Annotated in this window: 19 protein-coding genes and 4 tRNA genes; 7 read left to right on the forward strand and 16 right to left on the reverse strand. The window is 74.7% G+C overall.

Annotation, left to right across the window (positions count from 1 at the left end):
• Window positions 1–23: 23 nt before the first annotated feature.
• The 10 genes from BMW27_RS05275 to BMW27_RS05320 form a co-directional block, all read right to left on the reverse strand.
• Window positions 24–1130, reverse strand: coding sequence for a heparan-alpha-glucosaminide N-acetyltransferase domain-containing protein (locus BMW27_RS05275; RefSeq protein WP_217638045.1), 1107 nt, complete (start codon window positions 1128–1130; stop codon window positions 24–26).
• A 40-nt stretch (window positions 1131–1170) separates the two neighbouring features.
• On the reverse strand, window positions 1171–2079 hold the full coding sequence (pdxS, locus tag BMW27_RS05280; RefSeq protein WP_091440294.1) for a pyridoxal 5'-phosphate synthase lyase subunit PdxS: 909 nt from the start codon (window positions 2077–2079) through the stop codon (window positions 1171–1173).
• A 42-nt stretch (window positions 2080–2121) separates the two neighbouring features.
• Entirely contained in the window at window positions 2122–2670 is a 549-nt protein-coding gene (locus tag BMW27_RS05285) for a LemA family protein (RefSeq protein ID WP_091440297.1), read from the reverse strand.
• Between the two features lie 11 nt (window positions 2671–2681).
• On the reverse strand, window positions 2682–3896 hold the full coding sequence (locus BMW27_RS05290) for a glycosyltransferase family 4 protein (protein WP_091440300.1): 1215 nt from the start codon (window positions 3894–3896) through the stop codon (window positions 2682–2684).
• The gene (locus tag BMW27_RS05295; protein WP_091440303.1) at window positions 3896–4903 is read right to left on the reverse strand and encodes a phosphatidylinositol mannoside acyltransferase; all 1008 of its coding nucleotides are present in this window, start codon (window positions 4901–4903) and stop codon (window positions 3896–3898) included. The genes BMW27_RS05290 and BMW27_RS05295 overlap by 1 nt, the downstream gene beginning before the upstream one ends.
• On the reverse strand, window positions 4900–5556 hold the full coding sequence (gene pgsA, locus BMW27_RS05300) for a phosphatidylinositol phosphate synthase (protein ID WP_091440306.1): 657 nt from the start codon (window positions 5554–5556) through the stop codon (window positions 4900–4902). The genes BMW27_RS05295 and pgsA overlap by 4 nt, the downstream gene beginning before the upstream one ends.
• 1 nt (window position 5557) lies before the next feature.
• Window positions 5558–6136 carry an HIT family protein gene (locus BMW27_RS05305; protein ID WP_175486374.1) on the reverse strand — a complete coding sequence of 193 codons (579 nt, stop codon included), beginning with the start codon at window positions 6134–6136 and terminating at the stop codon, window positions 5558–5560.
• Complete coding sequence (gene thrS / locus BMW27_RS05310) at window positions 6133–8190, reverse strand: threonine--tRNA ligase (protein WP_091440309.1); 2058 nt, start codon at window positions 8188–8190, stop codon at window positions 6133–6135. The genes BMW27_RS05305 and thrS overlap by 4 nt, the downstream gene beginning before the upstream one ends.
• An 82-nt stretch (window positions 8191–8272) precedes the next feature.
• Window positions 8273–8827 carry an MOSC N-terminal beta barrel domain-containing protein gene (locus tag BMW27_RS05315; RefSeq protein WP_091440311.1) on the reverse strand — a complete coding sequence of 185 codons (555 nt, stop codon included), beginning with the start codon at window positions 8825–8827 and terminating at the stop codon, window positions 8273–8275.
• Window positions 8824–9279 (reverse strand): HNH endonuclease, encoded by a 456-nt coding sequence (locus BMW27_RS05320; protein WP_091440315.1) that lies wholly within the window; start codon window positions 9277–9279, stop codon window positions 8824–8826. The genes BMW27_RS05315 and BMW27_RS05320 overlap by 4 nt, the downstream gene beginning before the upstream one ends.
• 226 nt (window positions 9280–9505) lie before the next feature.
• Between BMW27_RS05320 and BMW27_RS05325 the strand changes: the two genes are divergently transcribed.
• Window positions 9506–10057, forward strand: coding sequence for a dihydrofolate reductase family protein (locus BMW27_RS05325; protein ID WP_091440318.1), 552 nt, complete (start codon window positions 9506–9508; stop codon window positions 10055–10057).
• A 47-nt stretch (window positions 10058–10104) separates the two neighbouring features.
• On the opposite strand, the gene BMW27_RS05330 is transcribed toward BMW27_RS05325, so the two are convergent.
• The 4 genes from BMW27_RS05330 to BMW27_RS05345 form a co-directional block, all read right to left on the reverse strand.
• A tRNA-Val gene (locus tag BMW27_RS05330) sits at window positions 10105–10179 on the reverse strand.
• 25 nt (window positions 10180–10204) lie between these two features.
• The gene (locus BMW27_RS05335) at window positions 10205–10675 is read right to left on the reverse strand and encodes a TIGR02611 family protein (RefSeq protein WP_091440323.1); all 471 of its coding nucleotides are present in this window, start codon (window positions 10673–10675) and stop codon (window positions 10205–10207) included.
• A 14-nt stretch (window positions 10676–10689) separates the two neighbouring features.
• Window positions 10690–11577: an anti-sigma factor gene (locus BMW27_RS05340; RefSeq protein ID WP_091440325.1), complete on the reverse strand. Its 888-nt coding sequence runs from the start codon at window positions 11575–11577 to the stop codon at window positions 10690–10692.
• Window positions 11574–12224 (reverse strand): sigma-70 family RNA polymerase sigma factor, encoded by a 651-nt coding sequence (locus BMW27_RS05345; RefSeq protein ID WP_091440328.1) that lies wholly within the window; start codon window positions 12222–12224, stop codon window positions 11574–11576. Before BMW27_RS05345 ends, BMW27_RS05340 begins: the two co-directional genes overlap by 4 nt.
• A 129-nt stretch (window positions 12225–12353) precedes the next feature.
• Between BMW27_RS05345 and BMW27_RS05350 the strand changes: the two genes are divergently transcribed.
• The 4 genes from BMW27_RS05350 to BMW27_RS05365 all read left to right on the forward strand — a co-directional run bounded on the left by BMW27_RS05350 (window position 12354) and on the right by BMW27_RS05365 (window position 13170).
• On the forward strand, window positions 12354–12797 hold the full coding sequence (locus BMW27_RS05350; RefSeq protein WP_091440331.1) for an SsgA family sporulation/cell division regulator: 444 nt from the start codon (window positions 12354–12356) through the stop codon (window positions 12795–12797).
• Between the two features lie 69 nt (window positions 12798–12866).
• A tRNA-Gly gene (locus BMW27_RS05355) sits at window positions 12867–12939 on the forward strand.
• 41 nt (window positions 12940–12980) lie between these two features.
• Window positions 12981–13051: transfer RNA gene (locus BMW27_RS05360), tRNA-Cys, on the forward strand.
• 47 nt (window positions 13052–13098) lie between these two features.
• A tRNA-Val gene (locus tag BMW27_RS05365) sits at window positions 13099–13170 on the forward strand.
• 156 nt (window positions 13171–13326) lie between these two features.
• Here the strand turns inward: BMW27_RS05365 and coaE are convergent.
• Window positions 13327–13923, reverse strand: a complete 597-nt coding sequence (coaE, locus tag BMW27_RS05370; protein WP_091440334.1) for a dephospho-CoA kinase — start codon at window positions 13921–13923, stop codon at window positions 13327–13329.
• A gap of 144 nt (window positions 13924–14067) precedes the next feature.
• On the opposite strand from coaE, the gene BMW27_RS05375 reads away from it, so the two are divergent.
• Entirely contained in the window at window positions 14068–14340 is a 273-nt protein-coding gene (locus BMW27_RS05375) for a hypothetical protein (protein WP_091440337.1), read from the forward strand.
• A gap of 183 nt (window positions 14341–14523) precedes the next feature.
• Here BMW27_RS05375 and rpsA read toward each other — a convergent pair whose 3' ends face one another.
• Complete coding sequence (rpsA, locus tag BMW27_RS05380; protein ID WP_091440339.1) at window positions 14524–15984, reverse strand: 30S ribosomal protein S1; 1461 nt, start codon at window positions 15982–15984, stop codon at window positions 14524–14526.
• Between the two features lie 215 nt (window positions 15985–16199).
• Here rpsA and BMW27_RS05385 point away from each other — a divergent pair, with 215 nt between their 5' ends.
• The gene (locus BMW27_RS05385; RefSeq protein ID WP_091440342.1) at window positions 16200–17054 is read left to right on the forward strand and encodes a class I SAM-dependent methyltransferase; all 855 of its coding nucleotides are present in this window, start codon (window positions 16200–16202) and stop codon (window positions 17052–17054) included.
• Window position 17055 lies beyond the last annotated feature (1 nt).

Genomic DNA, 17055 nt, shown 5'->3' on the forward strand with positions numbered 1-17055 from the left:
GGGACCAGGCTACGGCCCGCAGCTCAGGGTCCGGCGGCCCGCCGCGAGCTCCAGGTCAGCAGCCGCTCCAGCGGGCCGCGGCCCAACTGCAGCCGCCAGACCGTGGCCAGCACCAGGGCGGTGAGGGTGAACGCGGCCCAGGTGCCCCAGTCCTCGTCGCCGACCGCCAGCACCCGGATGGCGACGATCTGCGCGGAGTAGACGGTGAGGGCGAGCGCCCCCACGGAGGCCAGCGGGTAGGTCAGCCGCGGCAGCCGATCCGCCACGACGAGGCAGGCGGCGATGACGACCAGTGCGACGCCGGTGGAGCCGACCGCCTCGAACGTCGTCCCGCTGTGCGGCTCCGCGCCGGCGAACCAGGCCGCGTCCCACGTGCCGGAGAGGTCGAAGCCGGCTTCGATCCCCTCCAGCTCCTGTCCCGGCGCGAGCAGCCGTGCGCTGAGCCAGCCTCCGCCGTAGCCGACCACCGCGGCCGCCGCACCGCTCGCGGTCAGCGCCGCGCGCACCCGGGCCGCCCGCAGGTCGAGCCGGCCCACCGCCAGGCCGACCAGCACGAAGGCCAGCCACACCCCGGCCGGGTAGCTGCCGGTGACCAGCAGGGAGGCCAGGGCCACGCCCCCGTCGCCGTGACGGGTGATGACCTGGGCGGCCGCGACCACCAGCGGTGGTCCCGCCAGCGCGACGACGCCGGCGGCCAGCAGCAGCCGTGCCGGCGACCAGGTCAGGAAGGGCAGCGCGAGCACGAACAGCGCCGCGTAGACGCCGAGGATGACCGCGATGTCGGTGTCCAGCAGCTCCAGGACGCCGCCGATGGCGAACACCCAGGCGGCGCGGACCAGGATGCGGGTGCGGGCCCGGGCCAGCTCCCGGCCGGACGCCGGGGTGCGGCCACCGGAGAGCAGGGCGATGGAGACGCCGGCCAGCGTGGCGAACAGGATCGACGGGCGGCCGTCGACCAGCGCCGTCCAGGTGGAGGGGCTCCAGCCGAGCTCGCCGGTGTCGCCCAGGTGGGCGGCGAACATGCCCAGCACGGCGAGGCCGCGCGCGACGTCGAGGCCGCCCACCCGCCGTCCGGCAGCGAGCGTCGGCTGGGTGCCGGACGCAGGAGGATCTGCCAGGTGAGCGGTCACGGACCGAGCGTAAGTGCCCCGGCCGGACTGATCGAGGAGATCACCACCCACGGGTGGCGTACCGCTCACTCTCCGGGAGGACGGCGACGTCGATGCCGACCATCGGCTCACCGAGCCCGCGGGAGACCTTGGCGATCACGTCGGGGTCGTCGAAGAAGGTGGTGGCCTGCACGATGGCCGCGGCCCGCTGCACGGGGTCGCCGGACTTGAAGATGCCCGAGCCGACGAAGACGCCCTCGGCGCCGAGCTGCACCATCATCGCGGCGTCCGCGGGGGTGGCGATGCCGCCGGCGGTGAACAGCACGACCGGCAGCTTGCCGAGGCGCGCGACCTCGGCCACCAGGTCGTACGGCGCCCGCAGCTCCTTGGCCGCGACGAACAGCTCGGTCGGGTCGAGAGTGGTCAGCCGGCGGATGCCGGCGCGGATGGCCCGCACGTGCCGCACCGCCTCGACGACGTTGCCCGTGCCGGCCTCGCCCTTGGAACGGATCATCGCCGCGCCCTCGGCGATCCGGCGCAGCGCCTCGCCCAGGTCGGTGGCGCCGCAGACGAACGGGACGGTGAACTCGCTCTTGGCGATGTGGTGCGCCTCGTCGGCCGGGGTGAGCACCTCGGACTCGTCGATGTAGTCCACGCCGAGGGCCTGCAGCACCTGCGCCTCGACGAAGTGCCCGATCCGGGCCTTGGCCATGACCGGGATGGAGACCGCGTCGACGATGCCCTGGACCATGTCCGGGTCGCTCATCCGCGCGATGCCGCCCTGGGCGCGGATGTCGGCGGGCACCCGCTCGAGGGCCATGACCGCGACCGCGCCGGCGTCCTCGGCGATGCGGGCCTGCTCGGGCGTGACGACGTCCATGATGACGCCGCCCTTGAGCTGCTCGGCCATGCCGCGCTTGACGGCCTCGGTGCCGGTGGTGCTGGGGACGGTCGTGCGGTGCTCTGCCACGGGGACTGCCTCGGTCTCGGACGTCGGGGAGGGGCCTCGATGCTACGGGCGCGCGCGGCCGCCCCCGGCGGCGCTGCCGGTGACCTCGCGCAGGTCGTCCTCGATGTCGAAGAACCGCGGCACCGGACGGGAGGCGTGCAGCCGCAGCAGGACCGGCAGCCGCCGGGTGCGCAGCGCGGAGGTGTCCCGGACGGCGTCGTTGTAGAAGCGCCGGGCCAGGCCGATGCGGATGGCCGTCCCCGCCAGGTCGGCGCGCACCCCGGACGGCACGCCCGGCAGGTCGGCGGGGAGGTCCCGCAGCTCGCGGCCCAGGGCGTTCTCCGCCAGCTCGCGGTCACCGGTCCGCGGGGCGCGGACCTCGCGGACGCACGCCCGCAACCGGGCGGCCCGCTCCTCCCCGACGGCGGTGGCGTGGTCGCGGGCCAGCTCCTCGGCCAGCTCGGCGCGCCGCGTCAGCTGGGTCTCCAGCGCGGTCCAGGCGCGCTCGACGCGCGCCTCCAGCCGGCCCAGCCGGGTGAGCGTCCACGTCACCCAGGCCACCAGCAGCAGGACGACGGCGGCGGTGAGCAGCAGCCAGACGTCGGGGGTCACGACGGGTCAGGCTAGCGCTGCACCCACCGCCGCAGGGCCGACCAGGTCGGCACGCCACCCGGGACGGTCGCCAGCTCGGCCGGCTCGTCGTCCGATGCGGTGACCGCGCCGCTGCCGGGCAGGACGACGGTCTCGTAGACGGCCAGCACGCGGCGGGCGACCACCGACCAGTCGTACCCCGCGGCGACCCGCCGGCCGGTGTCCGACAGCCGCGCCCGGCGCTCGGGGTCGGCGAGCAGGTCGGCCAGGGCGCGCGCGAGGCCGCGGGCGTCGCCGCGGCGCACCAGCACCCCGGCCGCGCCGTCCTCCAGCACGGCGGCGAAGGCGTCGAGGTCGCTGGCCACGATCGGGGCCCCGGCGGCCATGGCCTCGATGAGGACGATCCCGAAGGACTCCCCCAGCAGGTTGGGCGCGCAGTACACGTCCACCGACCGCAGGAACGCCCCCTTCTCCGCCTCGCTGAGCTCGCCCAGCAGCGACACGTGCGGGGCGAGGTCGTCCCCGACCAGCTCCCGGACGGCGTCGGGGTCGCCGCGGCCGGCGATGAGCAGCTGTGCGCCGGGGTGCCGGCGGACGACGGTGCGCATGGCCTCCAGCAGCACCGGCAGGCCCTTGCGCGGCTCGTCGTAGCGGCCGAGGAAGCCGATCGTCGGCCCGTCGACGCCGCGGGTGTGGCCGGGCAGCGAGAGCCCCTCCGCGAAGGCCGCGACGTGCACGCCGTTGGGGATGATCACCGCGTCGCCGCCGAGGTGCTCGACCTGCACCCGGCGGGCGAAGTCCGACACCGCGATGCGCCCGGAGATCTTCTCCAGCCACGGGCGGATGAGCGGGCCGACGGCAGCCAGCCACTTGGAGCGGGTCGTGGCGGCGTGGTGGGTGGCCACGAGCGGGCCGGTGGCGACCATGCAGACGACCAGGGAGACCGAGGGCGTCGCCGGCTCGTGCACGTGGACGACGTCGAAGTGGCCCTCCCGCAGCCAGCGGCGCACGCGGGTGGCGCTGACCGGCCCGAGCTGCAGGCTGGCCATCGAGCCGTTGTACGGCACCGGCACGGCGCGCCCGGCCCAGGTCGCGTGCTCGGCCGGGAGGGACTCCTCCCGCTCCGCGGGGGTCAGCACCTCGACGTGGTGGCCCAGGCCGCGCAGCGTCTCGGCGAGGTCGCGCACGTGGTACTGCACGCCGCCGGGGGTGTCCCACGGGTAGGGGCAGACCAGCCCGATGCGCATCAGCCGCGCTCCTGCCGCGGCGGGTCGGGCGGGACGTCGTCCCAGATCCGGCCGAGCACGTGCCAGTCCTCCGGGTGCTCGGCGATGCCCGCGGTGAAGGTGTCGGCCACGCCCTGCATGGCGGTGGGGACGCGCTCGCGCAGCCGGCCGGGCCCGTCCACGGGGACCTCGGGGTGGACGACGTGCCGCCACCCGTCCTGCGTGAAGTGCGACACGGCCGGGTGCAGGGCGGCGCCGGTCTGCGCGGCCAGCAGGGCGGGGCCACCGGGCATGGTGGCCCGGCGGCCGAAGAAGTCCACCGGCACGCCGCCGCTGCCGAGGTCCCGGTCGACCAGCAGGCAGATCGAGCCGCCGGTCTCCAGCCACTCGCGCAGCACCGCCGAGCCCGGGCGCGGCCCGCCGGTGAGCGGGACCACCCGCATGCCGAGGGTCTCGCGGTACTCCAGGAACCGGCGGTAGAGCGACTCGGGGCGAAGCCGCTCCGCGACGGTCATGAACGGGCCGCCCAGCCAGTCGACGAGCCAGACGCCGGCGGCATCCCAGTTGCCGCTGTGCGGCAGCGCGACGACCAGCCCCCGCCCCTGGTCCCGGGCCGCCTCGAGGTGCTCCCTGCCGACCAGCTCGGTGCCGTCGAGGATCCGCCGCACGCCGAGTCGCGGCAGCCGGAACGCCTCCTGCCAGTAGCGGGCGTAGGAGCGCAGGCCCCGCACGGTCAGCTCCTCGAGGGCTGCCTCGTCGAGCCGGCCCCCGGTGGCGACGCGGAGGTTGGCGCGCAGCTGCCGCACCCCGCGGCCCTCGCGCGCGGCGGCCCAGCGGCCGGCGGCGTCGAAGGCGCCGCGGGCCACCGGCTCGGGCAGCGCCTGCACCGCGCTCCAGCCGGCGGCGTAGCCGAGGTCGGTGAGCCGTGCCGCGGCGCGGCCGCGCAGCCCCGGATCGCCCGGTACCAGCCGCAACCCGGGCGCGCTCGGGGACGCCGTCGCGGCGTCGACCCCGGGCGCGTCGGTCACAGCAGCCGGCCCGGGGACGGCGGGGTGGACGGCGGTGGGGTCGGCATCGCCCGGCCGCGGGCCTGCCGGTGGACGGCGGCGAACCGCTGGGCGACGGTGACCGCGCTGCCCACCGTGAGGACCCACAGCGCGACGTGCAGCGCGTAGGGGATGCCCAGGCCCAGGAAACCGGTGCCGACCAGTACGAGGATCAGCCGCTCGGTGCGCTCCACGACGCCGACGTCGCAGGTCAGCCCCATGCCCTCGGCGCGGGCCTTGACGTAGGAGGTGAGCACGCCGAGCACCAGGCACAGCAGCGCCAGCAGCACGATGAGGCGGTTGTCCCCGGCCCCGGAGAACCACCAGACCAGCGCGCCGAAGATCGCCGCGTCGGCCGCGCGGTCGCCGGTGGAGTCCAGCACCGCGCCGAACACCGAACCACCGCCGCGGGCCCGGGCCAGCGCGCCGTCGAGCATGTCGAGCAGCACGAACACGGTGACGGTGAAGGCGCCCCAGAACAGCTGCCCGGTCGCGATCAGGCCGGCGGCGCCGGCGATCGCGCCGAGCGTGCCGACCAGGGTGACCGCGTCGGGGGTGACCCCGGCGCGGGCGAGCCGGGCCACGACCGGCGCCCAGAACCGGCCCACCGCGGCGCGCGCGTTGACGCCGAGCACCTCAGGCCTCCGGGACGGGCCGGCCGTCCGGCCAGTGCTGGGCCAGCAGCGCCCGGGTCTCGCGCAGCACCTGCGGCAGCACACGGGTCAGCCCGATGACCGGCATGAAGTTGGTGTCCCCGCCCCACCGCGGCACCGCGTGCTGGTGCAGGTGGTCGGCGATGCCGGCGCCGGCGACCGAGCCCTGGTTCATGCCGATGTTGAACCCGTGCGCCCCGGACACCGCGCGCACGACCCGCATGGCCGTCTGCGTGAACTCCCCGAGCTCGGCGACCTCGGCCGCCGTCAGGTCGGTGTAGTCGGGCACGTGCCGGTAGGGCACGAGCATCAGGTGCCCGGCGTTGTACGGGTACAGGTTGAGGACGGCGAAGACGTGCTCGCCGCGCGCGACGACGAGCCCCTCCTCGTCGTCCATCTGCGGGATCAGGCAGAACGGGCAGTCGTGGGCTCCCGTGGGCTTGCCCTCGCCCCGGATGTAGGCCATCCGGTACGGCGTCCACAGGTGCTCGAAGACCGTGGCCGGGCCGCCGTCGTCACGGGGGACCGCGATCCGGGAGGCCTCCTCCGAGTCGGTGCTCATCCGGCCACCACGGACTCGGCGGTGGGGTCGGTGTTGGCCCGGCCGGTGACCCACTCGGCGATGGCGGCGACGGCCTTCTCGACGGGGACGCCGTTGTGCTGGCTGCCGTCGCGGAAGCGGAAGGAGACCGCGCCGGCCTCGGCGTCGGTCGCCCCGGCGATGAGCACGAAGGGGACCTTCTGCTTGCTCGCGGTGCGGATCTTCTTCTGCATGCGGTCGTCGGAGTCGTCGACCTCCACGCGGATGCCCCGGGCCCGCAGCTGCAGCGCCACGTCGCGCAGGTAGCCGACCTGCTCGTCGGTGACGGGGATGCCCACGACCTGCACCGGCGCCAGCCAGGCCGGGAAGGCGCCGGCGTAGTGCTCGGTGAGGACGCCGAAGAACCGCTCCATCGAGCCGAACAGCGCGCGGTGGATCATCACCGGCCGCTGCCGGGTGCCGTCCGCCGCCGTGTACTCCAGGCCGAAGCGCTCGGGGAGCATGAGGTCGACCTGGATGGTCGACATCTGCCAGGTGCGGCCGATCGCGTCGCGCGCCTGCACCGAGATCTTGGGCGCGTAGAAGGCCGCTCCCCCGGGGTCCAGGACCAGGTCCAGACCGCTGGCCTCGGCCGCCTCCCGCAGGGCGTCGGTGGCCCGCTCCCAGTCCTCGTCGCTGCCGATGGACTTCTCCGGGTTGCGGGTCGACAGCTCCAGGTAGAAGTCCTCGAGGCCGTAGTCGGCCAGCAGGTCGAGGACGAACTGGAGCAGCGAGCGGATCTCGCCCTGCATCTGCTCCTGCGTGCAGTAGATGTGGGCGTCGTCCTGGGTGAACCCGCGGGCACGGGTCAGCCCGTGGACCACGCCGGACTTCTCGTACCGGTACACCGTGCCGAACTCGAACAGCCGCAGCGGCAGCTCCTTGTACGAGCGGCCGCGAGAACGGAAGACGAGGTTGTGCATGGGGCAGTTCATCGGCTTGAGGTAGTAGTCCTGCCCCTGCCGGCGCAGGTTGCCCTCGGCGTCGCGCTCCTCGTCCAGGTGCATCGCCGGGTACATCCCCTCGGCGTACCACTGCAGGTGCCCCGAGGTCTGGAACAGCTGGCCCTTGGTGATGTGCGGGGTGTTGACGAAGGAGTAGCCGGCCTCCTCGTGGCGGCGGCGGCTGTAGTCCTCCATCTCCCGGCGGACGACCCCGCCCTTGGGGTGGAACACCGCCAGGCCCGAGCCGATCTCGTCGGGGAAGCTGAACAGGTCCAGCTCGGCGCCGAGGCGCCGGTGGTCGCGGCGCTCGGCCTCGGCCACCTGCTCCAGGTGGGCCTTGTGCGCGTCCCGGCTCTCCCAGGCGGTGCCGTAGATGCGCTGCAGCTGCGGGTTCTTCTCGCTGCCCCGCCAGTAGGCGGCCGCCGACCGGGTGAGGGAGAAGGCCGGGATGTTCGAGGTGCGCGGCAGGTGGGGGCCGCGGCACAGGTCGGTCCAGACCCGGTCGCCGGAGCGCGCGTCGAGGTTGTCGTACATGGTCAGCTGCGCGCCGCCGACCTCGACGTCCGCGCCCTCGGCGGCCTCCCCGGCACCGCCCTTGAGGCCGATCAGTTCGAGCTTGAACGGCTCGTGCGCCAGCTCGGCCTGCGCGTCGGCGTCGCTGACCTCGCGGCGGGAGAAGTACTGCCCGGCCTTGACGATCTCCTGCATCCGCTTCTCGAGCGCCGTGAGGTCCTCGGGCGTGAAGGGCCGCTCCGGGTCGAAGTCGTAGTAGAAGCCGTTCTCCACCGGCGGCCCGATGCCCAGCCGGGTGCCGGGGAAGAGGTCCTGCACGGCCTGGGCCAGCACGTGCGCGGTCGAGTGCCGGATCACCGCGCGGCCCTCGGGGCTGGCGGCGGGCACCGGTTCGACCTCGGCGTCGGCCTCGGGGGCCCAGGCGAGGTCCTTGAGGTCACCGGTCGCCAGGTCCCGGACCACGACCGCGCCGTCCGGGCCCTTGAGCGGGGTGCCGGCCGCCTTGAGCGCGTCCTGGGCCGTCGTCCCGGCCGGCACCCGGATCGAGGCGGTGGCGGCGAGGGGAGGCGCGGCTGACACGAGAGCTCCTGCGGGGTCGACGATCGGGCCTCCCCGAGCCTAGTGCGCGGCGCGGGTCACCCCGGGACGCCGCCCGACCGGATCAGGACCGCAGGACCTCGACGCGGTCCCCGACCCGCACCGTCCCGGGCCGCCGCACCTCGGCGTAGACCCCCAGGCAGTGCTTGGGCGTGCGGGTGACCGCCACCTCGACCTCGCCGAGGCGCACCGTGTGCCCGACCCAGCCCCGCTCGTCCTCGCCCTCGGGCAGGTCCAGCAACAGGTTGGCGCGCGGGTCGTCGGCCGAGCAGCCCTCGGGGACGTCGCCCGCGTCGGCGCGCGCGATCGCCCCGCGGCTGACCAGGTGCACCGCGGCGGCGTCCACCTGCGGCTGACCCGACCGCTGCAGGCGCACCGGACGGCCCAGCACCTCGGTCAGCGTGATCGTGTCGGCCTCGTCGTCCCCCGTCGCGACGACCCCGGCCATCTGCGGGCAGGTCTTGACCGTCACCCGCTCCCCCGTCGTGGCGTCAACGACGCTCCAGGCGCGGTCACCGACCAGACCTGCCGGCCCGACCTCGGCCTCCCGCACGGTGCGCCCACCGAGGCTCTTCACCGGGTAGACGCTCACCTGCACGACGCTGCCCGCTGCGGTCACGAGGCGACCGTACGTGGGTGCGGCCCCGCGGGTGGCCGGCGGCGCAGGCGGCGGCGCTGGGCGTCCAGGTAGGGCCGAGCCCGGCGCTGGCCGCCCTCGCGGTCGATGGCCTCCTGCAGCGCGTCCAGCGCCCGGCCCAGCCGCCCGGCGTCGGGCTGCCAGCCGCGCCGCTCGCACTCCTCGAGCCAGTCGACCGGCGCGCGGTGTCCGCGCTCGGCGTTGCAACGGCGACAGGCGGCGACCTCGTTGGCCGACCAGGACGGGCCGCCCTTGAGCCGGGGGACGACGTGCTCGGTGGTGGGCGGGACCAGCCCGCCGAGGACGCGGCCGCACCAGATGCAGGTGTCGCCGTCGCGCGCCAGGGCCTGGGTGAGGCGTTCGGCGCGCCCCGGCCGGCGCGGGCGGACGGGCGCGAGCGGGGCTGGGGACCGGCGGCGGGACATCTCCTCCATCGTCCTCCTCGGGGACGCTCCGTGCCGGAACCGCGTCAGGCGCGCGGCCGGCGTCCGGCTGGCCGGGCCGCGAGCGGGCCGCTCCCGTCGGGCCGGGCACCACTGACATCGCGTCGGGTCGGCGCGCTGCCGACCGATGAGGAACCGGTACGACGAAGGTCTCCCTCGACGACCACCGCCACCGGACCCGCGGCAGCCGGGCCGGACCACACGCAGAGGAGCACACATGGGCGCGATCAGGGTGCACGAGTTCACCACCGTCGACGGGGTCGTCGACGCCCCGATGTGGACGATGGACTACGGCTTCCCCGACGACCTGGCCGCGTCGATCGGCGCGCTCACGGCCCCGGCGCAGGGCATCCTGCTCGGCCGGACCACCTTCGAGATGTTCGCGCCGGCCTGGTCGGGCCGCACCGCCGAGGACGACCCCGGCGCGCCGTTCTTCAACGACACGACCAAGTACGTCGTCTCCGCCACGCTGACCGACGCCGGGTCGGTGTGGCGCAACTCCACCGCGGTCGGCGGCTACGACGCCGACCGGGTGCGCGAGCTCAAGGCGCAGGGCGACCTCTACGTGAGCGGCAGCGCCACGCTCGTGCGGGCGCTGCTCGCCGACGGCCTGGTCGACGAGCTGCACCTGTACGTGTACCCGGTCGCCGTCGGCACCGGCATCCGGCTGTTCCCGGACGGCGCTCCGCGGACGCCGCTGTCGCTGCTCGGGGCGGAGAGCCTGAGCAACGGGGTGGTCCACCTCACCTACGGCCCGGCCCCGGCCTGACCCACGACGACGAGAGGCCCGGGCCGACCGGCCCAGGCCTCTCGTGCTGGTGGGCGATACTGGGTTCGAACCAGTGACCTCTTCGGTGTGAACGAAGCGCTCTACCACTGAGCCAATCGCCCCTGCGGCAGTCATTCTGCCAGACGCTCAGCGCCAGAGTGGCACCCACCCCGGCACCCAGTCGGGGACGCCCATGGCGTGCAGCACGACCACCAGGACGCCGTAGACGAAGGCGGCGGTGGCCAGGGCGACCGCGGCCCGTACCCAGACCCGCTGCCGGCCCAGCCACTCGGTCCACGCCCGGACGTGCCGCCGCGTGAAGTCCAGCAGCCGCTCCGCCCAGGTGAACTCGGTGGCCAGCAGGAAGAGCCCGGCGATGACGGTGAGCCAGCCCGGCCCGGGCAGCGGGATGGTGACCAGCCCGAATGCGACGACGAGGCCGCCGACCGCGCCCACGACCAGGCGGTAGCCGTGGTCCAGGGGACGGCGGGCCGCCAGGCGCTGCCGCCAGTGCGTGGCCGCGACGCGCTCCCGCAGTCTGCGGTGGCTGTGCGCGGCGTGCGCCCGCCGCGCACCGGACGCCGGGGCGCCGGCCTGATCCGCGGCGGACGGGACCACCGTCTCCGGACCGTTCAGCTGGGCACCTCCCCGGACGCCACGATCTCGCTCGGCTCCGGTGGAGCCTGCCGGCCGGGCTCGAGGCTCACCGCGTAGCCGGTGTACCCGTCCAGCCCGGACGCCCCGGAGCCTACGGTCCAGAGGGCCGGTTGCGGGGACGTGACGTCGAAGGTGCCCAGCGGTGTGGCCGAGCCCGCGTCGGTCCCCCACACCACGTAGGTCTCATCCTGCACGTCGTTGGGCGCCAGGCCCTGGGTGACCACCTGCACCTGGTCGTCGCGGGCGACGACGGTGGCGACCGTCGTCCCGTCGGCCGACATCGGCGCGATCGTCGCCTCGCCGGGGGTCAGCAGCGCCTCCACCAGCCGGGCCTGCTCGGCCGCGGTCGCCTGCGCCTCCTCCCGCGCCGAGCTGAGCACCACGTTCCAGGTGCCCAGGGCCAGGATCGCCGCGACCGCGGCCGCCGCGAGGGCGTTGGGCAGCACCCGGCGCCAGTTGGGCTGCGGCTCCGCCGGGCCCACCGGGAGCGGGGCCCGGTGTGACCCCGACGGCCGCCCCTCGGGCCGGCGTCCGGGCGCTGGCGCGTCCGCGGCGACGGGCCGCGGCGGCCGCGCCGTCCGCTCGCCGTCCGCGGGCGTACGGGGCAGCTGCTCGGTCTCCTCCACGGCGGCCCGCAGCCGGTCGCGCAGCCGTTCCGGGGGGTCCGCGGGTGGCAGGTCGCCGGCCAGGGCGCCCATGACGTCGGTGGTCTCGGCCACCGTCTGCCGGCACCGGGGGCAGGTGGGCAGGTGCGCGGCGAAGAGCTCCTCGTCCTCCGGCTCGAGCGCGTGCAGCGCCCATCCGACGGCGAGCTCGTCGAAGGACTCGTGCTGCCCGCGACGCGGGTCCCGGGGCGCGTTCACCGGCTCGTCCCGTCCGCCGCCGCGGACTCGCCGACCGCGCCGCCCCGGGCGACACCCGCGGCGCCGCCGAGCTCCTCCCGGAGCCGGCGCATCCCGGCGAGCATGCGTGTCTTCACCGTGCCCAGCGGCGTGCTGGTCAACGCCGCGACCTCCCGCTGTGTGTAGCCGCCGTAGTAGGCCAGGGTGAGCGCCTCCCGCTGCGGAGCGGGCAGTGCGCTCAGCGCGCCGCGCACCTGCTCGGACACCACCCTGCTCCACGCCTCGTCCTCCACGTCCCGGGACGACGTCGGGGTGGAGAGGACGAGGTCCTCTCCCGCTCGCGCCTGCCGGCGGCGGTGCGACTCCTCCCGGCGGACGGCGTCGACGGCCTTGTGGTGCACCATCGCCAGGAGCCAGGAGGAGAAGGAACCGCGGGCGGCGTCGAAGGCCCCCGGATCGCGCCAGACGCCGAGGAACACGTCCTGCACCACGTCCTCGGCCAGGACGTCGTCGGCGAGGATCCGCCGCGCGAGCGCGAAGGCGGGGCGGCTGTACCGGTCGTAGAGCTCGTCGACGGCACTCCGGTCGCCCGCGCGCATGCGCAGGACCAGGTCGGCGCCCGCCGGGCCGTCCCCGACACGCCGTCCCGGACTGCTCACGAGCCCCATCGTCACACGTGGTCTTCGCGACAGGCGGGCGGCGCGGTTCAGGTGCGTCCGGAAGGGGCACTCAGGAGGGTGACGCGCCCGGAGAGCCGCCAGGCGTCACCTCGGTCAGGGAAGGTCGTTGTTGGAGAGATGATCAACCGCGCCACGCCCGGGTACACGTGTCCGACGACGCTGCACCTGGTCGGCCCGCAGTCGTGGACCGAGGTCCCCGCGCTGCTCAGCTACGAGATCAGCGACCCCTTCGCCGTGCGGATCACCTTCGGCGACAACGCCGAGGAGGACGGCATCTCCTGGCTCGTGGGCCGCGACCTGCTCCACGCCGGCCTCGACCAGCCGGCGGGCGAGGGTGACGTGCGGCTGTGGCCGTCACGGACGTCGGGCGACGTCCTCTTCCTGCACCTGCGCGCACCCTCGGGTGAGGCGCTGTTCGAGGTCTCCCGCGGCACGGTCGCCGGGTTCCTGCAGCTGACCGCCAGCGTCGTCCCCTACGGCGAGGAGTCCTCGGTCCTCGAGGTGGACGGCGAACTGGCCGCCCTGCTGTCCAACGGCGGCGCCGACCCGACGGGTCGGTGAACTGCCGGGGGGACCCCCCGTGAACCCCCCTCCGGGGGTCGGGTATCGTTCTCCCTGCACGACAGCAATGCGGACGTGGCTCAGTTGGTAGAGCATCACCTTGCCAAGGTGAGGGTCGCGGGTTCGAATCCCGTCGTCCGCTCGGAACCTCGGGCGCTGGTCGCGAGACCGGCGCCCGTGTGCGGTGGAGTGGCCGAGAGGCGAGGCAACGGCCTGCAAAGCCGTCTACACGGGTTCAAATCCCGTCTCCACCTCGGCCTCCGCCGAGTGCGGTGGAGCGGACCGGCCGGCAGGCTGGATCGGGCGATTGGCTCAGTGGTAGAGCGCTACCTTGACACGGTAGAGGTCACTGGTTCGAACCCAGTATCGCCCACACACAGGTGAGGCCCGGGTCCCGCGGACCCGGGCCTCACTGCACCCCGGGGCCCGCCCCCGCTCCGATCCCCGCCACGACCCGTCCCATGCGGCTCGGGGCGCCGGCAGGCCACCGGGACCAGCCGGACCACCGGACACGGGGCGAGTACGCCGGTCAGCCGAGGACCGGCGCGACGCGCTCGGCCCAGAAGCGGTCCACCTGCGCCTCGAGGTCCTCGATGCTGCCGCTGTTGTCCAGCACCACGTCGGCCACGGCCCGGCGCTGCTCGTCGCTGGCCTGCGCGGCGATCCGCGCGCGGGCGTCCTCCTCGGACAGCCCCCGGCCGACGAGCCGCCGCACGCGGGTGTCCAGGTCGGCCTCCACGACGAGCACCAGGTCGTACGAAGCGGCCTGACCGGTCTCGACGAGCAGCGGCACGTCCTGCACCACCACCGCGTCCGGCGGCGCAGCAGCGACCAGCTCGGTGGCCCGCGCCCGGACGAGCGGGTGCACGATGCCGTCCAGCCGGCGGCGGGCATCGGGGTCCGCGAACACGACCGCGGCCAGGGCCGGACGGTCCAGGGCGCCCTCGGCGGTGAGCACCTCCTGGCCGAACGCCGCGACGACGGCCTGGAGACCCGGCGTCCCCGGCTCCACGACCTCGCGGGCGATGCGGTCGGCGTCCACGATCCGCGCGCCGCGGGCGGCGAGCAGCCCGGCCACGGTGCTCTTGCCCGATCCGATCCCGCCGGTCAGCCCGATCCGCAGCACACACGGACAGTAGCCAGCGGCCGGGGAACGGTCACGGACGGGTAACACCCGCTCGCCCTGCCCGGCGCGTCGCTCCAGTCACACGCGTCCCATCGGCAACTCTCTCCCCGGCGATCTTCCCCGCCCAGAGAGGCAGAACCGACCATGTCCCGTCCCGCGCACGCCGCCCCCTCGTCGACCCCCGCCGCCGCCCGGCGCGGCCCCGGTCGGCACCGGCTCGACCGCCCGGCCGGCGTGCGGTGCACGGACCTGCCGATGGTCCGCGAGCGGCTGGAGCGCACCGGCGCCGCCCGCCCCCGCAACGCGTTCATGCGCTGGCTGTCGGCGACCGCCCCGGCCGGCCGGCACACCTGGCAGTTCCTGGCCACCAGCGGCGGCCGTCCGCGCACCGCGTTCGCGATCATCCTCAGCCTCTGAGCGAGCACCCCCTGCCCTCCGGTCCGGCCCCCTGCAGGGTCCCGCCGCGAGCCTGCGAAGGCGGGGCAGGGGGTCCTCCGACTCGTCCCTCCACGGGGATGGGAGGGACGGCCGAGGCCCGGGACCCCGCGGGGTCCCGGGCCTCGGCCTCAGGTGGCGCTGTTCAGCTGTGCTGAGCGGGGATCACTCGCCGCCGGCCAGCTTCGCCCGCAGGGCGGCCAGCGCCTCGTCGCTGGCGAGCGTCCCGCCGGAGGTGTCGCTGGCCTCGGCCTCGCCGCTGGAGTAGTTGCCACCGGCCGCGGCCTCGGCGTCGGCCTCCTTGGCCGCCGCGATCTGCTTGCGGTGCGCCTCGTAACGGGCCTGGGCCTCGGCGTACTGCCGCTCCCACGTCTCGCGGGCCTCGTCGTAGCCCTCGAGCCACTCGCCGGTCTCGGCGTCGAAGCCCTCGGGGTAGATGTAGTTGCCCTGCTCGTCGTAGGACGCGGCCATGCCGTAGGCGGCCGGGTCGAAGGTCTCCTCGTCACCGACGACGCCCTCGTTGGCCTGCTTGAGCGACAGCGAGATCCGACGGCGGTCGAGGTCGATGTCGATGACCTTGACCAGGATCTCGTCGCCGACCTGCACGACCTGCTCGGGGATCTCCACGTGGCGCTCGGCCAGCTCGGAGATGTGCACCAGACCCTCGATGCCCTCGTCGACCCGGACGAACGCACCGAAGGGCACCAGCTTGGTGACCTTGCCGGGCACGACCTGGCCGATCTGGTGGGTCCGGGCGAACTGACGCCACGGGTCCTCCTGCGTCGCCTTCAGCGACAGCGAGACCCGCTCCCGGTCCAGGTCGACGTCGAGGACCTCGACGGTGACCTCCTGGCCGACCTCGACGACCTCGGACGGGTGGTCGATGTGCTTCCAGGACAGCTCGGAGACGTGCACCAGTCCGTCGACCCCACCCAGGTCCACGAACGCACCGAAGTTGACGATCGAGGACACCACGCCGGTGCGGACCTGGCCCTTGGCGAGCTTGTTGAGGAACTCGCTGCGGACCTCGGACTGGGTCTGCTCCAGCCACTGCCGGCGGGAGAGGACGACGTTGTTGCGGTTCTTGTCGAGCTCGATGATCTTGGCCTCGAGCTCGCGGCCCACGTAGGGCTGCAGGTCGCGCACGCGGCGCATCTCGACCAGCGAGGCGGGGAGGAACCCGCGCAGGCCGATGTCGAGGATGAGGCCGCCCTTGACGACCTCGATGACGGTGCCGGTGACGACCTCGTCGGCTTCCTTCTTCGCCTCGATCGTGCCCCAGGCGCGCTCGTACTGGGCGCGCTTCTTGGACAGGATCAGGCGGCCTTCCTTGTCCTCCTTCTGGAGGACGAGGGCTTCCACCTCGTCGCCGACGCTGACGACCTCGTTGGGGTCGACGTCGTGCTTGATGGACAGCTCGCGCGAGGGGATGACGCCCTCGGTCTTGTAGCCGATGTCCAGCAGCACCTCGTCCCGGTCGACCTTGACGATGACGCCTTCGACGATGTCGCCGTCGTTGAAGTACTTGATCGTCTGGTCGATGGCGGCGAGGAAGTCCTCGGCGGTGCCGATGTCGTTGACGGCGACCTGGGGGGTGCTGTTAGGACGGACCTGGGTGGAGGTCATGTGGTCGAGTGCTCCGGACGGGGGGTGCGTAGGGACAGGACGACCCGCGGCCGGGTGACCGCGGGGAGCGGGGAGAGCCGGCGCGCGCCGATCCCCTGGTGGGTTCAGCACTGACAGACCTCTGGCGCTCCTCCATGGTACGGAGCCGGGGACCAGCCGGTCCACCTGGGTGGAGCGCCGCTCCGGGCACCCCGGCGTGTCACGATCGGCGTGTCATGGACACCCCGGCCGCTCCCCCGCCCGACCTGTTCCTCGCCGACGACGGCTACCCGGCGCCGGCCGGCGTCGCCCGCCGGCCGGCGGGCTCGACGGAGTCGGTCCGGGCCAACCGGCGCTGGTGGGACGCCGCGGCGCCGGCCTACCTCGCCGAGCACGGCAGCGACCTGGGGGACGTCGACTTCCTGTGGTGCCCCGAGGGCCTGCGCGAGGCCGAGGCGCACCTGCTCGGGGAGGTCGCCGGCCGCCGGGTGCTCGAGGTCGGCTGCGGGTCCGCGCCGTGCTCCCGGTGGCTGCGCCGCGAGGGGGCCGACGTCGTGGCGTTCGACCTCTCCGGCGGGATGCTGGCCCGCGCCGCCGAGCTCAACCGCGCGACCGGCATCGACGTCCCGCTGCTGCAGGCCGACGTCGGGGCGTTGCCGCTGGCCTCGGGGAGCGTGGACGTGGCCTGCTCGGCGTTCGGCGGGCTGCCCTTCGTCGCCGACGTCGAGGCGGCGCTGGCGGAGGTGGCCCGCGTGCTGCGTCCGGGCGGGCGGTTCGTCGCCTCGGTCAACCACCCGATGCGCTGGCCGCTGCCCGACTCCCCCGACCCGGAGGACCTGCGGGTCGTGTCGTCCTACTTCGACCGGACGCCGTACGTGGAGACCGACGAGGACGGCCGGGCCGTCTACGTCGAGCACCACCGCACGGTCGGCGACTGGGTGCGCGCCGTCGTCGGGGCGGGCCTGGTCCTCGACGACCTGCTGGAGCCGGAGTGGACGCCGGGCCGCACGCAGCAGTGGGGGCAGTGGTCCCCCGCCCGTGGGGCGCTCGTCCCCGGCACGCTGATCGTCGTCTGCGGCAAGCCCGCCTGAA

Source organism: Geodermatophilus poikilotrophus (assembly GCF_900111455.1).
Lineage (GTDB): Bacteria > Actinomycetota > Actinomycetes > Mycobacteriales > Geodermatophilaceae > Geodermatophilus > Geodermatophilus poikilotrophus.

Bases quoted from the DNA above. Each gene is read 5' to 3' on its own strand.
- BMW27_RS05290 (WP_091440300.1), bottom strand. From the start codon at position 3,896: ATGCGCATCGGGCTGGTCTGCCCCTACCCGTGGGACACCCCCGGCGGC.
- BMW27_RS05305 (WP_175486374.1), bottom strand. From the start codon at position 6,136: ATGAGCACCGACTCGGAGGAGGCCTCCCGGATCGCGGTCCCCCGTGAC.
- BMW27_RS05320 (WP_091440315.1), bottom strand. From the start codon at position 9,279: ATGGAGGAGATGTCCCGCCGCCGGTCCCCAGCCCCGCTCGCGCCCGTC.
- BMW27_RS05325 (WP_091440318.1), top strand. From the start codon at position 9,506: ATGGGCGCGATCAGGGTGCACGAGTTCACCACCGTCGACGGGGTCGTC.
- BMW27_RS05345 (WP_091440328.1), bottom strand. From the start codon at position 12,224: ATGGGGCTCGTGAGCAGTCCGGGACGGCGTGTCGGGGACGGCCCGGCG.
- BMW27_RS05350 (WP_091440331.1), top strand. From the start codon at position 12,354: ATGATCAACCGCGCCACGCCCGGGTACACGTGTCCGACGACGCTGCAC.
- BMW27_RS05375 (WP_091440337.1), top strand. From the start codon at position 14,068: ATGTCCCGTCCCGCGCACGCCGCCCCCTCGTCGACCCCCGCCGCCGCC.
- rpsA (WP_091440339.1), bottom strand. From the start codon at position 15,984: ATGACCTCCACCCAGGTCCGTCCTAACAGCACCCCCCAGGTCGCCGTC.
- BMW27_RS05385 (WP_091440342.1), top strand. From the start codon at position 16,200: ATGGACACCCCGGCCGCTCCCCCGCCCGACCTGTTCCTCGCCGACGAC.